The organism is Novosphingobium huizhouense, assembly GCF_020179475.1.
GTDB lineage: Bacteria > Pseudomonadota > Alphaproteobacteria > Sphingomonadales > Sphingomonadaceae > Novosphingobium > Novosphingobium huizhouense.
This window is the reverse complement of sequence record NZ_JAILXZ010000002.1, coordinates 351,175-366,017: the sequence shown is the minus strand read 5'-3', so window position 1 is coordinate 366,017 and position 14,843 is coordinate 351,175. Positions and strand designations below refer to the sequence as shown.

Genomic DNA, 14,843 nt, shown 5'->3' with positions numbered 1-14,843 from the left:
GCGGCGCTGTATACGTATGCCATGTTCGCATGATCGACGGCGAGGCGTAATCGGGGCGTCGGAGAGGATGCGAACCTGACAGGCTGCGGCAGCGATGGCCGCATTCCTCCACTTTGGCGCGTCGCGCCGACAGGGTTCAGGCCGGCACGAGCCGGTTGGGGGAGAAAACCAGCACCATGAATAAGCACGCAATTTCCGCAAGCCGCCTGGGCGGGTCGCTGCTTGCGCTGAGCATCGCGCTCGTCGCTGCGCCGTCGTTCGCGCAGGACGCGGCCCAGGCGGACGCCGCCGCACCCGCCGACGAAGGCATCGTCGTCACCGGCATCCGCGCCAGCCTGCAGCGTTCGCAGGACATCAAGCAGAACAGCACGACGGTCGTCGAAGTGCTGGCCGCCGAGGACATCGGCAAGCTGCCGCAGTCGTCGGTCGCCGATTCGCTCGGCCGCTTGGCCGGCCTTGCCGGCGAGCGCCGCGCCGGCCGCATCAGCGGCATCTCGGTCCGCGGCTTCCGCGAAGACTTCGTCGGCACCACCATGAACGGTCGCGAACTGATCGGCATCGGTGACAACCGCGGCGTCGAATACGATCTCTACCCCTCGGAAATCATCGACAGCGCCGTCGTCTACAAGACCCCGAGCGCCGATCTCAGCGCGATGGGCGTGGGCGGCACGGTCGACCTGCGCACGATCCGCCCGCTGGCGCACAAGCGCACGCTGGTGGTCAACGGCACGTTCGAGAAGAACGGCATGAAGTCGATGAATCCCGACTTCAAGGACACCGGCTATCGCGTCGCGCTGTCGTACAGCGACAAGTTCGCCAACGACACCATCGGCATCGCGCTCACCGCCGCGACCACCTCGTCGCCGACGCAGGACCGCTTCTTTAGCGTCTGGGGCTACGACAAGGGCGCGATCACCTCGGGTCCCGATGCGGGCAAGTACGTCCCCGCCGGGCTCGACATCTCGTCGCGTTCGCGCGTGCTCAAGCGCAAGACGCTGGCCGGCGTGCTCGAGTTCAAGCCGTCCGATGCGTTCTCGATCACGCTGGACGGCCTCTACATCGACTTCTCCGACCGCGGCATCTCGCGCGGGTTCATCGAGGCCCTCCCGGTCGCGTCGAACGGCAGCACGGTGCTGAGCTCCAATGCGACCGCGGTCACTTCGGCCACCACCACCGGCTTCAACTCGGTCCTGCGCACCGACCCGCTCGACAAGCGCGGCAAGCTCAAGACCTTCGGCGGCAACCTCAAGTGGGAGCCGTCGCACGACTTCCACGTGACGCTCGACGTCTCGCATGCCGAGAGCGACAAGCGCGACACCCGCGGTGAGAGCTATTCGGGTCTCGGCCGCGCCGGCCTGACCACGCAGGGCCCGAACAACATCCGCACCTACACCTACACCAAGGACGGCCTGCGCTTCTCGAACAGCTCGCAGTCCTACGACGACTACAACGTCGTCCGCCTGGCCGGGCCGCAGTCGTGGGGCGGCAGCCTCGCGCCGATCGACGAGCTCGACCAGACCGCCGTGATCGGCCGCAACGGCGAGCCGATCGGCTTCGCCCAGGCGCAGGACGGCTTCGTCAACACCGGCATCTTCGACGAGCACCTCAACTCGCTGCGGTTCGAAGTGCAGAAGGACTTCGACGAAGGCTTCGTTCGTCACGTCAACGTCGGCGTGCGCTATGCCGAGCACAAGAAGGCCAAGACCAACCAGGGCTTCTTCCTCACCGCCGAGACCTACCCGCTCGACGGCGCCATCCCCGAAAGCGCGCGCCGCGGCACCGCCGACCTCAACTGGGTGGGCATGGGCAACGTCGTCGCCTACGATGCGCTGGGCCTGATCAACAGCGACTTCTACACCAAGTACGACGCCGGCAGCCTCGAGCCCGATCGCCTCGGCGATACCTACACGATCCGCGAGAAGATCTGGCAGCCGTTCATCAAGGTCGACTTCGAGACCGAGTTCAGCGGCGTGCGCATGTTCGGCAATGTCGGCGTGCAGGGCGTGATCACCCGCCAGCGCGGCTCGGGCTTCAACTCGCTGATCGGCGCGGACTTCCGCACGATCGCGACGCCGATCAACGATGGCGCGAACTACAGCCGCGCGCTGCCCAGCCTCAACCTCAACTTCGACCTCGGCAGCGGGCACACGCTGCGCCTGGCGGCGTCGAAGGTGATCAGCCGCGCGCGCATCGACTACCTCAATCCGGGTTCGTCGGTGAAGTTCCGCAACAACATCGCCAACGTCACCAACACCGATCCGGGCCTGGGGCCGTGGGTCTCGACCGGCGGCAATGCGCGGCTGCGGCCTTATGAAGCGAACCAGTTTGACGCGAGCTACGAATACTACTTCGCGCCCGACGGCTTCATCTCGATCGCCGGCTTCTACAAGGACCTGGTGAACTGGAACGTCGCCACCACGACCGTGCGCGATTACACCCAGTTCTACATCCCGAGCTACCACTACGGCACCGACGACAACGGCAACAAGGTCGCGCCGGCCACCTTCAAGGGCCTCAACACCACCTTCACCGGTGGTCTGAAGGGCTCGGTGAAGGGCGTCGAGCTTCAGGTGAGCGTGCCGTTCGGCCGGATCGTCCCGGCGCTGTCGGGCTTCGGCGTGGTCGGCGGCGCGGCCTTCACCGACGGCAAGCTCGACAACGGCACGGACGTTCCGGGCCTGTCGAAGCGGGTCTACCAGGTGACCGGCTACTTCGAGAAGGCGGGCTTCTCGCTGCGCGGCTCGCTCAACAAGCGCTCGCCGTGGCTGTCGGAAGACCGTGGCGGCTCGAACACGATCTCGCCGGTCAACCGCGCCGGCCAGACCCTGGTGGACGCGCAGATCGGCTACGACTTCAAGGACAGCGGGATCAAGTATCTCGAGGGCCTGCGTCTGTCGCTCCAGGGCCAGAACCTGACCAACCAGAAGGACGTCTACACCGACTCGGCCAGCGGCCTGGTGACGCGTGTCGAGACCTTCGGGCGCAACGTCCTGCTCAACGCAACGTACTCGTTCTTCTGAGCATGGATCGGGACTTCCTGCCGGACTTCGGTCCGGCAGGGATCCTGCGAATCAAAGCTGTAGCAAGGGGCGCATGCCTCGGGCGTCCGGGCACCCGACCGGAGGCGCGAGACCCCGGCAGTTTCTCTCCGACGCAAGAGGCCCGGACACGGCATGAGACGCGCAGCTTCCCTTGCATTGTCGGCCTTGCTCGCCGGCGTCGCCGTTCCGGCCGGGGCGCAAAGCTATCTCGAGCGGCCGCCTGCGGGTGAAACCGTCTACTTCGTGCTGCCCGATCGGTTCGAGAACGCCAACCCGCGAAACGACGCGGGCGGGCTGCGCGGCGACCGGCTCGTCACCGGCTTCGACCCGACCTCGAAGGGGTTCTATCATGGCGGCGACCTCAAGGGGCTGATCCGCCGGCTCGACTATATCCAGGGCCTCGGCGCGACCGCGCTGTGGGTCGGCCCGGTGTTCAAGAACAAGCCGGTGCAGGGACCCAAGGGGCAGGAGAGCGCAGGCTACCACGGCTACTGGATCACCGACTTCACCAAGGTCGATCCGCACCTTGGCACCAATGCCGAATTCAAGGCGCTGGTCGATGCCGCCCACGCGCGCGGCATGAAGGTCTACATGGACATCATCGCCAACCACACCGCGGACGTGATCCGGTATCGCGAAGGCCTCGCCGAAGGCTACCCGTACCGCAGCCGCGCCGACTATCCCTATTCGCGCGCGGGTGGGCTTGGCGGCAGGGCGATCAACGCAGGCTTTGCCGGCGACGAGGATTCGAGCCCCGCCAATTTCGCCAGGCTCACCGACCCTTCGTTTGCCTACACCCCGTACGTTCCCGAGGGCGAAGAGCACGCCAAGGTGCCCGATTGGCTCAACGGCCCGATTCACTACCACAACCGCGGCAACACCACCTTCAGCGGCGAGAGCAGCCGGTTCGGGGATTTCGTCGGGCTCGACGACCTGATGACCGAAAGCCCGGCCGTGCGCGCCGGCATGATCGCGATCTACGCGAAGTGGATCGAGGACTTCGGCGTCGACGGGTTCCGCATCGACACCGCCCGCCATGTCGATCCCGGCTTCTGGCGCGCGTTCATCCCGGCGATGCTGGAAACGGCGAGGAAGCGCGGCATCGCCAACTTCCATATCTTCGGCGAGGTGGCGCACGAGAGCGCCGACAATGGCCACATCGCGCGGTACACGCGCCGCGACGGCTATCCCGCAGTGCTCGATTTCGCGTTCCAGGGCTCGGTGCGCGCGGTGCTGGGGCAGGGCAAGGGTACCAGCGTGCTCGCCGACCTGTTCGACGGCGACGTGCTCTACGAAGGCGGCGAGGCGGCCGCGCTCGCCATGCCGACCTTCCTTGGCAACCACGACATGGGCCGCTTCGCCACGCTGGTGCGGACCGATCGCCCTGGCATCTCCGATAAGGAGTTGCTCGACCGCGTGGCGCTGGGGCACGTGATGCTAATGACGCTGCGCGGCTCCCCCGTGATCTACTACGGCGACGAGCAGGGCTTCGTCGGCGACGGCAACGACCAGGACGCGCGCGAGGACATGTTCGCGAGCAAGGTCGCAAGCTACAACGACAATCGCCTGCTCGGCACGACGCGGACCACGGCGCAGTCGAGCTTCGATGCCGACCATCCTCTGTACCGCCTGATCGGTCGCCTCGCTGCCTTGCGCGCCGCGCACCCGGCGCTCGCGCGCGGGCGCCAGGTGACCCGGGCCTGGTCGGAAACGCCGGGCCTGTTCGCGGTCTCGCGGTTCGATCCGGCAAGCGGCGCGGAATACCTCGTCGCGTTCAATACCAGCGACCAGCCGATCCGCGCGGCGACCACAATCGGCGCTTCGGCCAGTGGCATCGAAAGCCTGTTCGGGGCATGCCCGACGCAGGTCGACGCGCCCGGTTCGGTCGTGCTCGCGCTCCCTCCGTTCGGCAGCATGGTCTGCCGCCTCCTCCCCGATCACGTCCCGGACAAGCAAGGTTCATGAAGCACTCCGACCGTCACGATGTTGCGAGCGCCACCGCCGCCACCACCGGCCATCCCTGGTGGCGCGGCGCGGCGATCTACCAGATCTATCCCCGCAGCTTCGCGGATTCGAACGGCGACGGCATCGGCGATCTCCCCGGCATCACCGCGCGGCTCGAACATGTCGCGAAGCTGGGCGTCGACGCGATCTGGATTTCGCCGTTCTTCAAGTCGCCGATGGATGATTTCGGCTACGACGTCGCCGACTACTGCGATGTCGATCCGATCTTCGGCACGCTCGCCGATTTCGATGCGCTGGTGGCGCGGGCGCACGAGCTGGGCCTCAAGGTCACGATCGACCAGGTCTATGCGCACACTTCCGACCAGCACCCCTGGTTCGTCGAAAGCCGCCGGTCGAAGGACAACCCGAAGGCGGACTGGTACGTCTGGGCCGATCCCAAGCCCGACGGTTCACCGCCGTCGAACTGGCAGTCGGTGTTCGGCGGCCCGGCGTGGCGCTGGGACGCGCGGCGCTGCCAGTATTACCTGCACAACTTCCTCGCGAGCCAGCCGCAGATGAATGCGCACAATCCGCAAGTGCAGGAAGCGCTGCTCGGCGTCATGCGCTTCTGGCTCGACCGCGGGGTCGACGGGTTCCGCATCGATGCGCTCAATTTCCTGATGCACGACCCGCTGTTGCGCGACAACCCGCCCACGCCCGAGGATGGCCGGCGCCGCACGCGCCCGTTCGATTACCAGCTCAAGATCTACAACCAGTCGCATCCCGGGATCGTCGGGTTCATCGAGCGCATCCGCGCGCTCTGCGACGAGTACGGCGCGGTGTTCACCGTCGCCGAAGTCGGCGGCGATCTCGCCGAGAACGAGATGAAGGCGTTCACCGCGGGCGACACGCGGCTCAACAGCGCCTACGGCTTCGATTTCCTCTATGCGCCGGCGATCACGCCGCGGCTCGTCGCCGACGTTCTCGCCAAGTGGCCCGATACGCCGGGGCTTGGCTGGCCGAGCTGGGCGTTCGAGAACCACGATGCGCCGCGCGCGCTCTCGCGCTGGACCGAGGCCGCGGACGCGGCGGCCTTCGCGCGGATGAAGGCGGTGCTGTTTGCGGCGCTGCGCGGCAACATCATCCTCTACCAGGGCGAGGAACTGGGGCTCGAGCAGGTCGAGATTCCGTTCGAGCTGCTGCAGGACCCCGAGGCGATCGCCAACTGGCCGCTGACGCTGTCGCGCGATGGCGCGCGCACGCCGCTGCCGTGGGTGACCCAGGCAGAGCAGGGCGGTTTCACCTCCGGCCAGCCGTGGCTCCCGATCGGCGAGGACAACCTCTCCCGCGCGGTCGACCGGCAGGAGGCCGACAGCGGCTCGTTGCTCAACCTGACGCGCAGCCTGCTCGACCTGCGGCGGGCCTCGCCCGCGCTGCGCCTGGGAGCGTTCGAGGTGATCGAGGCCGGCGAAAGCGTGCTTTCGGCCCGCCGTCGCCACGGCGACGAAACGGTGCTGGTCGCGGTGAACATGGGGCGCGAGCCGGCCGCGTGGCCCGACGGGCTGGCGCGCGAGGGAACGGTCCTTGCCGCGGTCAATGGCGCGGCAGTCGGATCGCTGCCGCCGTTCGGCGCCGTGCTCTACGCGCCGGCGCGCTAGGAGCAGGGGCGCCCGGTCGGCCGGGGGCGGGCGCACGCCAAGGCGGACAGGCATCGACAAGACGGCAAAAGCCGACTTTATACAGCGCCGCGACGAGCGGGACCGATCGTCCCGTCTATGAGGAGACACGACGACCATGGCACTGGCCCCTGCTGCGCACACGGCACCCGGCGGCGATGACCGCGACGGAGTCGATGCGCCCGAGCTACGCCTGTTCGTCATGGCGCTGTTCTTCATCTTCGGCGGCATCACATCGCTCAACGACGTGATCATCCCCAAGCTGAAGGAGCTGTTCACGCTCAACTACACCCAGGCGATGCTGGTGCAGTTCTGCTTCTTCACCGCCTATCTGCTGGTCGGCATTCCCGGCGCGGCGCTGGTCAAGCGGGTGGGCTACATGCGCGGCGCGACCGTGGGCCTGCTGACGATGATGGCCGGCTGCGTGCTGTTCATCCCGGCCTCGCACAGCGCGGCCTATCCGCTGTTCCTCCTCGCGCTGTTCGTGCTGGCGAGCGGGGTGGTGGTCGTCCAGGTCGTCACCAACCCGCTGATCACGCTGCTCGGGCCCGCAAGGACCGCGAGCAGCCGCCTAACATTTGCGCAGGCCTTCAATTCGCTCGGCACGGTGATCTTCCCGGCAGTCGGCGCCAGCCTGATCCTCGGCAGTCTCGCCAAGGTGAGCGCGGCCGACCTTTCCGGTCCGGCGCTCGACGCCTACCGCATCGCCGAGACGCAGACGGTCGTGCGCACCTACATCGGGCTCGCCGTGGCGCTCGCGCTCGTGGCCGGGGTGGTGTGGATGAACCGCAATCGCCTGAAGGGCGAGCGGCACGAGGCGGGATCGCTGTTCTCGAGCTTCGACCTGCTTCGTCGCCGGCGCTTCGCCTTCGGCGCGGCCTGCATCTTCCTCTACGTCGGGGCCGAAGTCTCGATCGGCTCGCTGATCGTCAACTACTTCCAGCAGCCGCGCGTCCTCGCCATCGGCGCGGAGGCGGCCGGGCACTACATCCCCTACTACTGGGGCGGCGCACTGGTCGGCCGCTTCTTCGGCTCGGCCATCCTGGCGAAGATCAACCCCGGCAAGGTCCTGGCATTCAACGCCGTCGCCGCGATCGCGCTGATTGCGGTCTCCGCGGCGAGCGGCGGGCAGGTCGCGGCCTGGAGCCTGCTGCTGATCGGCCTTGCCAACTCGATCATGTTCCCGACGATCTTCACGCTCGCGAGCGAAGGCCTCGGCCGGCGCGCGGCCGACGGCTCGGGGCTGATCAACATCGCGATCTTCGGCGGCGCGGTCGTGCCCTTGCTGACCGGGACGATCGCCGACCTCTCGGGGCACCTGACGACCGCGCTGGTCCTGCCGGCGATCTGCTACGCGATCATCGCCGTCTTCGGCCTCCAGGCGCGCCGCCCGGCGGCCGGCCTTGCGGAAGCTTGAAACCTCTTCGTATGAGCAGGGTATAAATCTACCGGCGACGTTGACTTTCGTCTCCCCGTCGCCAAATTCGTCGCATGCTTTCGCAGAAGACGCGATACACCATCCGCGCGCTGCAGCACCTTGCCGATGCCTTCGGACAGGGGCCGATCCGGCTCGACACCATTGCCGAGGCGCAGAACATCCCGCGCAAGTTCCTCACGGTGATCCTGTCGGAGATGGCGCGCGAGGGCGTCGTGGTCTCGCAGCGCGGGCGCGACGGCGGCTATGAACTGGCGCTCCCGCCGGTCGATATCCGTTATGGCGACATCATTCGCCTGACCCGCGGCAGCCTCGCGCTGGTGCCCTGCGCCAGCCGCAACGCGCACGAGACCTGCGCCAATTGCCTGCCCGAATCCGAATGTCGCCTGCGCGGGCTGATGCTGCAGCTGCGCGACGAGATGGCGGCCATGCTCGACCGCATGACGCTGGCCGATCCGATCCCGCTCGAACCCCCGTTCGAAGAGGCGGCATCGCCCGCCTGAGCGGCGCGCGCCCCATTTGCGGATGGGCGCGGAACTTCACTTGGCGTTCATCGGGCGGCTGGTTATAGCGCTGGCCATGACCCTTGCTGCCCCCTTCGCTGCTTCGCTCCGCACCCCCGCGCGGCTCGCCGTCCTTGCCGTCGCCACGGCCGCCATCGGGCTGACTGCGGGATGCGCAGGCGGTGCCAAGGCGAAGAAGGATGTCGCCTACGTCGCCCGCGACGTCGACACGCTCTATGCCGCGGCAAAGGACCGTCTCGATCACGGCAACCCCAAGCAGGCCGCAGCGCTGTTCGACGAAGTCGAGCGCCAGCACCCCTATTCGCCCTGGGCCCGCCGCGCCCAGCTGATGAGCGCGTTCAGCTACTACGCCGGCCGCGACTATGCCAAGGCGGTGCAGTCGGCGCAGCGCTTCCTGTCGATCCACCCCGGCAACAAGGACGCGCCCTACGCCTACTACCTGATCGCGCTGTGCTACTACGAGCAGATCAGCGACGTGACGCGCGACCAGAAGATCACGCTGCAGGCGCTGACCGCGCTCAACGAGGTCGTGCGCCGCTATCCCTCGACCCAGTACGCCACCGACGCGCGGCTCAAGATCGACCTCGTCAACGATCACCTCGCCGGCAAGGAAATGGAGATCGGCCGCTACTACGAACGCAGCGGCAAGTGGCTGGCGGGCGCGCTGCGCTTCCGCACCGTGGTCGACAAGTACCAGCCGACGAGCCACACGCCCGAGGCGCTCTACCGCCTGGTCGAGACCTACCTCGCGCTCGGCGTGCCCGAGGAGGCGCAGAAGTCGGCGGCCGTGCTCGGCAACAACTATCCGGGCAGCGAATGGTACCAGCGCGCGTTCAAGCTGATGAACGAGAAGGCGCCGGGCACCACCGCGTCGTAAGCAGGCCCACCGCCTTGTAAGGATATGCCGCGTAAGCGTGTGCCGCGCCGTGTTGCGGCATCGGGCGCGGGGCGGCGATCGTGTCGGAAAAAGCAAGGGGCCGGGCCGCAAGGCCGCGGCCCCTTCTCAGTTTGCCCGTCCCGGTTCGGCGTGGGGGGAGGACGGGAAAGTCGTGCGCCCGGTTGCCCAGGTGGTCGCGCAGGCTGTCGATCAGGCGGCGATCGCTTCGCGCACCCGCCGCGATGCCGCTGCGGTCAGCGCGGCGAGGAACTGGTCGGTGGCGCGGTCCCAGTTGTAGCTCGCGCCGTGGACCGCGGCGCCGAGGCGGTCGCAGCGCAGCGCCTTGGCGATCGCGAGGCCGAGATCGTCGTCGAGCGCGCCGATCTGCATCGGCAGGTCGCCCCCCGGGCCGCGCCCGGTCTTGCCGACGATGTCGAGCGGACCTGCCACCGGGTAGCCGGCGACCGGAAGCCCGCAGGCCAGCGCCTCGATCATCACCAGCCCGAAGGTGTCGGTCCGGCTTGGAAACACGAACACGTCCGCGCCCGCATAGGCCTGCGCCAGGCGTTCGCCCGACAGCGCGCCGAGGAACCGGACATGCGGATAGCGCGCGCGCAGCGCGGCGAGGTCGGGGCCGTCGCCGACGACGACCTTGGTGCCGGGCGCATCTGCATCGAGGAAGGCGGCGAGGTTCTTCTCGATCGCGACCCGGCCGACGTTGAGCATGATCGGCCGCGGCAGGCCCTCGTAGAGGTCGAACGGCGCATGGTCGGGACGGAACAGATCGCCATCGATCCCGCGCGACCACAGCTGCGCATGGCCGATGCCGTGGCCCGCGAGCTCGGCCGCCAGCGTCGGCGTCGAGACCAGCACCGCATGGCTCGCGGCGTGGAAGCGGCGCATCAGCGGCCAGAAGTGCGCGGCGTCGATCCCGGTGCGCACTGCGGCATAGTCGGGAAAGCGGGTGTGGAAGGCCGAGGTGAACGGCACCCGGTTGGCCTTGCACCAGCCGCGCGCGCTCCAGCCGATCGGGCCTTCGGTGGCGATGTGGACGATGTCGGGCGCGAAGTCGCCCAGCGTGCGCCGCGTGCCGAAGCGCGGCGCCATGGCGAGGCGGATTTCGCTGTAGCCGGGCAGGGGCAGGGTGAAGAACTGGCTGGGGGTGACCAGCTCGACTTCGTGCCCGCGCCGGATCAGCCGGTCGACCGTGGTCGCCAGCGTCCGGACGACGCCGTTGACCTGCGGGTGCCAGGCGTCGGTGCAGATCGCGATCTTCATGCGGGCTGCTTTTCGCCCGGCGCTGCGGCCGCGGCCATCGCGGCGCGCGCGGCGTGCGCCTTGCGGGTTTCCTCGGCCCAGTCGACGATGCTCATGTTGCCGGCGAAGTCTTCGACCAGCGCGGTGCAGCTTTCGACCCAGTCGCCGTCGTTGTAGTAGGTGACGCCGCTGATCTCGCGGATTTCGGCGCAGTGAATGTGGCCGCAGACCACGCCGTCGACGCCCAGGTCGCGCGCGGCGTGCGCCACCGCTTCCTCGAAGTCGCAGACGAACTGCACCGCGTTCTTCACGCGCTTCTTCATGTAGGCCGACAGCGACCAGTAGGGCAGCTTGAACTGGCGGCGCACCGCGTTCACCCAGCGGTTCGAGCGCAGCAGCACCTCGTAGGCCTTGTCGCCCAGGAACGCGAGCCAGCGGGCGTAGAGGACCACGCCGTCGAAGCCGTCGCCGTGCGTCACCAGCAGCCGGCGCCCGTCGGCGGTCTCGTGGATCGTGTCGAGCGCCAGCTCCACGCCGCCGAAGCTCATGCCGGCATAGGGGCGCAGCATTTCGTCGTGGTTGCCCGCGATCAGCACCACGCGGGTGCCGCGGTGCGCCATCTTCAGCACGCGGCGGACCACTTCGTTGTGCGCGTCGGGCCAGTACCAGCCCTTCGACAGGCGCCAGCCGTCGACGATGTCGCCGACGAGGTAGAGCGTCTCGCACTCGATCTGGCTGAGGAAGTCGAGCAGCATCGCCGCGTTGCAGCCGCGCGTGCCGAGATGGATGTCCGAGATCCAGACTGTGCGCACCTTGCGCTTGGGACGGAAGCTGACCGGCTCGGGATGATCGAGCCAGGCGGGGATCGAAGTGGCGAGCTGAGCGGCAGTCGGCAGGCCCTTGGCGGTCTTCGTGCGGGCAGCCTTGGCTTGGGTCGGCATGGCGATCCCTCTTCCTGTGTGGTCCTGCCCGAATCCTCTGTCACAATCACGTTTCGTTCGCGTGGCACCCTGTCACGGTGCTGCAACGTGACGTCAGCCGCCTCCGCGCGACGGCGAACAAGGCAAGAACGGATGGTGACGCGGCGCTTTCGCCGCGCTAAGACCACGGGCAGATGCTCACCGGGCTTTCCATCCGCAACGTCGTCCTGATCGAGGCGCTCGATCTCGCTTTCGGGCGTGGCCTTGGCGTTCTCACCGGCGAGACCGGCGCGGGCAAATCGATCCTGCTGGACTCGCTCGGGCTTATTCTCGGCGATCGCGCCGACAGCGGACTGGTCCGCGCGGGCGAGGACCAGGCGCTGGTCACCGCCACCTTCGAATTCGCCGCGCTGCCCGAACCGATCCGCGCCGCGCTCGCCGAGGCCGAGGTGGAGGTCGAGCCGGGCGAGCCGCTGATCGTACGCCGCCGCGTGCGCGCCGATGGCGGCAGCAAGGCCTTCGTCAACGACCAGCCGGTGGGCGTCGCGCTGCTGCGCGAGATGGCGCGCAGCCTTGTCGAACTTCACGGCCAGCACGACGACCGCGGCCTCGTCAACGCGCGCGGCCATCGCCTGCTGCTTGATCGCTACGCGCGTGCCGATACCGCCGCGGTCGGCGCCGCGTGGGACAAGTGGCGAGCGGCCGAAGCCGCGCTGGCGCAGGCGAAGGCGCAGGTCGAGCAGGCCGCCGCCGAGCAGGACCTGCTGGTCGCGCACCTCGCCGAGCTCGCCGCGCTTGCGCCGGTCGAGGGCGAGGAGGACGATCTCGCCGCGAGCCGCGCCGCGATGCAGAAGGGCGAGCGGCTGTCGGGCGACCTTGCCGAGCTGCAGCACCTCTGGAGCGGCTCCGACTCCGCGCTCGCCAGCTTGCGCAGCGCGGCCCGCCGGCTCGACCGCATCGCCCATGAACACCCCCTTCTCGGCGAGGCGCTCGCCGCCATCGACCGCGCGGTGATCGAGGCGGGCGAGGCCGAGGACAAGCTCGTCGCCGCCGCCGATGTGCTCGCGCACGATCCCGCGCTGCTCGATCGGATCGAGACGCGGCTGTTCGACTTGCGCGCGGCGGCGCGCAAGCACCACTGCACAGTCGACGAACTGCCAGCGAGGATGCGCGCGATGCGCGAGGCGCTCGACGCGATCGAAGGCGGCGGCGCCCAGATCGCGGCGCTGCAGCGCGCGGCGCAGGAGGCCGGGCTCGACTATCGCGCCAAGGCCGAGGCGCTGTCGGTTGAGCGGGCAGAGGCGGCACGGCGGCTCGACCAGGCGGTCGCGGCCGAACTCGCCCCGCTCAAGCTCGATGCGGCGAAGTTCCACACTGCGGTCGTCCGCTTGCCCGAGGACCGCTGGAGCGCGCTCGGCGTCGATGCGGTCGAATTCCTCATCTCGACCAACCCCGGCGCCGATTTCGCCCCGCTCGCCAAGATCGCGTCCGGCGGCGAACTGTCGCGCTTCATCCTCGCGCTCAAGGTCGCGCTTGCCGAAGAAGGCGGCGCGGCGACGATCATCTTCGACGAGATCGACCGCGGCGTCGGCGGCGCGGTGGCGAGCGCGATCGGCGAACGGCTCGCCCGGCTCGCCGCGGGCGGCCAGCTGCTCGCGGTTACTCACAGCCCGCAAGTCGCCGCGCGCGGCAATGCGCACTATCTGATCGCCAAGTCCTCCGAAGGCACGGTCACCCGCACTTCGGTCACCCTGCTCGACCCTGCCGGGCGGCAGGAGGAGATCGCGCGCATGCTCTCGGGCGCCGAGATCACCGCTGAGGCGCGCGCGCAGGCCGACCGGCTGCTGGAACAGGCATGAGCACCGAGCATCCGCTCGACCGGCCGATGTGGCATGCCCTCGGCGGTCCGCAGGCGGCGCTGAACGTCGGGCAGGGCAACGTGCGCCGGATCGATCCGGCTTACGGCCCCTTCGCCGGTTGCGCGCCGGGGTGCGAACAGGACCTCGCCGCGCTCGTTGCCGATTACGGCGAAGTCTGGCTCGTCGAACCGCACGAAGTCGCGCCGCCGCCGGGCACGCGCCTGATCCGCAGCGCGCCGCTGTTGCAGATGATCGCGGATGGCGCGCCGCACCCTTGCGCATCCGACCCGCAGACCGTGCCGCTCGGCGAAGCTGATGTGCCGGAGATGACTGAGCTTGCGCTGGCCACCGAGCCCGGCCCCTGGGGTCCGTCGACCTGGCGCTACGGCCAGTTTTACGGCTTTCGCAGCGAAGGCCGCCTCGCCGCCATGGCGGGCGAGCGGATGCGCCCCGCCGAGGGTCTGGCCGAAGTCAGCGGCGTGTGCACCTGGCCCGAATTTCGCGGGCAGGGGCTTGCCGCGCGGCTGATCCGCCGGGTCATGGCCGACCAGCGCGCGCGCGGCGACGTGCCCTATCTCCACAGCTACGCCGGCAATGCGGGCGCGATCCGCCTCTACGAAAGCCTCGGCTTCCGCGCGCGCCGGGCGATGGTGGCGACCATTCTCGGGAAGGCGGTATAGCCCCCCGCCGCAAATTGACATGACCTGAAACGAGGCCTATTTTCAGGTCATGAACGCGCCACTCAAACCGCCCGTCATTGCCGAGGTGCTTGCCGACGCCTGCGTCAGCATCAGCAACCTCAAGGCCAACCCCGCCGCCGTGATCGCCGAGGCGCAGTTGCGCCAGGTCGCGGTGCTCAACCGCAACAAGCCGGTCGCCTACGTGATTTCGCCCGAGGTGTGGGAATATCTCTGTTCGCTGCACGACGACGCTGCCGACAGTGAACTGGCGCGCGAACGTCTTGCCGAAGGCGACGATGGCATTGCGGTAACGCTGGATGACCTACTCGATTGAGATCGCTTCCGAGGCGCTGAAGGAGTGGGCGAAGCTCGACGCGTCGGTGAAGCGGCAAGCGGTGCGCAAGCTCGAGACGCTGCTCGAAAATCCGCGCGTTCCGTCCGCCGCTCTTCGCGACATGCCCGATTGCTACAAGATCAAGCTGCGCAGCGCCGGCTTCCGCATCATCTACAAGGTTATCGAGCAGCGGCTCGTGATATTGATTGTCGCAGCGGGTAAGCGCGATTCCACGACGGCCGACATCTACGCGACAGCGCGACGCCGCGTGCGCGACCGGTCCGGCTGAGCAAGGG

General features: G+C 68.4%; 12 protein-coding genes. 10 read left to right on the top strand and 2 right to left on the bottom strand.

Annotated elements, in window-relative coordinates; genetic code table 11:
• The first annotated feature begins 176 nt into the window (after positions 1-176).
• From K3A85_RS10055 to K3A85_RS10030, 6 genes are all read left to right on the top strand, one after another.
• A complete protein-coding gene (locus K3A85_RS10055; RefSeq protein WP_225206379.1) occupies positions 177-3,020 on the top strand; it encodes a TonB-dependent receptor in 2,844 nt (947 codons plus the stop codon).
• Between the two features lie 153 nt (positions 3,021-3,173).
• Entirely contained in the window at positions 3,174-5,006 is a 1,833-nt protein-coding gene (locus tag K3A85_RS10050) for an alpha-amylase family glycosyl hydrolase (protein WP_225206378.1), read from the top strand.
• Positions 5,003-6,643 (top strand): alpha-amylase family glycosyl hydrolase, encoded by a 1,641-nt coding sequence (locus K3A85_RS10045; RefSeq protein WP_225206377.1) that lies wholly within the window; start codon positions 5,003-5,005, stop codon positions 6,641-6,643. Before K3A85_RS10050 ends, K3A85_RS10045 begins: the two co-directional genes overlap by 4 nt.
• A 136-nt stretch (positions 6,644-6,779) precedes the next feature.
• Positions 6,780-8,078, top strand: coding sequence for a sugar MFS transporter (locus K3A85_RS10040; protein ID WP_225206376.1), 1,299 nt, complete (start codon positions 6,780-6,782; stop codon positions 8,076-8,078).
• A 74-nt stretch (positions 8,079-8,152) separates the two neighbouring features.
• Entirely contained in the window at positions 8,153-8,599 is a 447-nt protein-coding gene (locus tag K3A85_RS10035) for an RrF2 family transcriptional regulator (protein ID WP_225206375.1), read from the top strand.
• 76 nt (positions 8,600-8,675) lie between these two features.
• Positions 8,676-9,497 (top strand): outer membrane protein assembly factor BamD, encoded by an 822-nt coding sequence (locus K3A85_RS10030; protein ID WP_225206374.1) that lies wholly within the window; start codon positions 8,676-8,678, stop codon positions 9,495-9,497.
• Positions 9,498-9,707: 210 nt separating this feature from the next.
• On the opposite strand, the gene K3A85_RS10025 is transcribed toward K3A85_RS10030, so the two are convergent.
• Both K3A85_RS10025 and K3A85_RS10020 read right to left on the bottom strand, forming a co-directional pair.
• Positions 9,708-10,775, bottom strand: a complete 1,068-nt coding sequence (locus K3A85_RS10025; protein WP_225206373.1) for a glycosyltransferase family 4 protein — start codon at positions 10,773-10,775, stop codon at positions 9,708-9,710.
• A complete protein-coding gene (locus K3A85_RS10020; protein ID WP_225206372.1) occupies positions 10,772-11,695 on the bottom strand; it encodes a UDP-2,3-diacylglucosamine diphosphatase in 924 nt (307 codons plus the stop codon). Before K3A85_RS10020 ends, K3A85_RS10025 begins: the two co-directional genes overlap by 4 nt.
• Positions 11,696-11,868: 173 nt before the next feature.
• On the opposite strand from K3A85_RS10020, the gene recN reads away from it, so the two are divergent.
• Genes recN through K3A85_RS10000 form a run of 4 tightly spaced genes read left to right on the top strand, consistent with a single transcriptional unit; the run spans position 11,869 to position 14,836 of the window.
• Positions 11,869-13,533 carry a DNA repair protein RecN gene (gene recN / locus K3A85_RS10015; protein ID WP_225206371.1) on the top strand — a complete coding sequence of 555 codons (1,665 nt, stop codon included), beginning with the start codon at positions 11,869-11,871 and terminating at the stop codon, positions 13,531-13,533.
• Positions 13,530-14,213, top strand: coding sequence for a GNAT family N-acetyltransferase (locus K3A85_RS10010; RefSeq protein ID WP_225206370.1), 684 nt, complete (start codon positions 13,530-13,532; stop codon positions 14,211-14,213). Before recN ends, K3A85_RS10010 begins: the two co-directional genes overlap by 4 nt.
• A gap of 49 nt (positions 14,214-14,262) precedes the next feature.
• A complete protein-coding gene (locus K3A85_RS10005; RefSeq protein WP_225206369.1) occupies positions 14,263-14,547 on the top strand; it encodes a type II toxin-antitoxin system Phd/YefM family antitoxin in 285 nt (94 codons plus the stop codon).
• Positions 14,531-14,836 (top strand): type II toxin-antitoxin system RelE family toxin, encoded by a 306-nt coding sequence (locus K3A85_RS10000; protein WP_225206368.1) that lies wholly within the window; start codon positions 14,531-14,533, stop codon positions 14,834-14,836. Before K3A85_RS10005 ends, K3A85_RS10000 begins: the two co-directional genes overlap by 17 nt.
• The last annotated feature ends 7 nt before the right edge of the window (positions 14,837-14,843 follow it).

Coding starts and splice junctions, on each gene's coding strand:
- recN (WP_225206371.1), top strand. CDS start 11,869: ATGCTCACCGGGCTTTCCATCCGCAACGTCGTCCTGATCGAGGCGCTC.
- K3A85_RS10035 (WP_225206375.1), top strand. CDS start 8,153: ATGCTTTCGCAGAAGACGCGATACACCATCCGCGCGCTGCAGCACCTT.
- K3A85_RS10000 (WP_225206368.1), top strand. CDS start 14,531: ATGACCTACTCGATTGAGATCGCTTCCGAGGCGCTGAAGGAGTGGGCG.
- K3A85_RS10010 (WP_225206370.1), top strand. CDS start 13,530: ATGAGCACCGAGCATCCGCTCGACCGGCCGATGTGGCATGCCCTCGGC.
- K3A85_RS10025 (WP_225206373.1), bottom strand. CDS start 10,775: ATGAAGATCGCGATCTGCACCGACGCCTGGCACCCGCAGGTCAACGGC.
- K3A85_RS10055 (WP_225206379.1), top strand. CDS start 177: ATGAATAAGCACGCAATTTCCGCAAGCCGCCTGGGCGGGTCGCTGCTT.
- K3A85_RS10030 (WP_225206374.1), top strand. CDS start 8,676: ATGACCCTTGCTGCCCCCTTCGCTGCTTCGCTCCGCACCCCCGCGCGG.
- K3A85_RS10050 (WP_225206378.1), top strand. CDS start 3,174: ATGAGACGCGCAGCTTCCCTTGCATTGTCGGCCTTGCTCGCCGGCGTC.
- K3A85_RS10020 (WP_225206372.1), bottom strand. CDS start 11,695: ATGCCGACCCAAGCCAAGGCTGCCCGCACGAAGACCGCCAAGGGCCTG.
- K3A85_RS10040 (WP_225206376.1), top strand. CDS start 6,780: ATGGCACTGGCCCCTGCTGCGCACACGGCACCCGGCGGCGATGACCGC.
- K3A85_RS10005 (WP_225206369.1), top strand. CDS start 14,263: ATGAACGCGCCACTCAAACCGCCCGTCATTGCCGAGGTGCTTGCCGAC.
- K3A85_RS10045 (WP_225206377.1), top strand. CDS start 5,003: ATGAAGCACTCCGACCGTCACGATGTTGCGAGCGCCACCGCCGCCACC.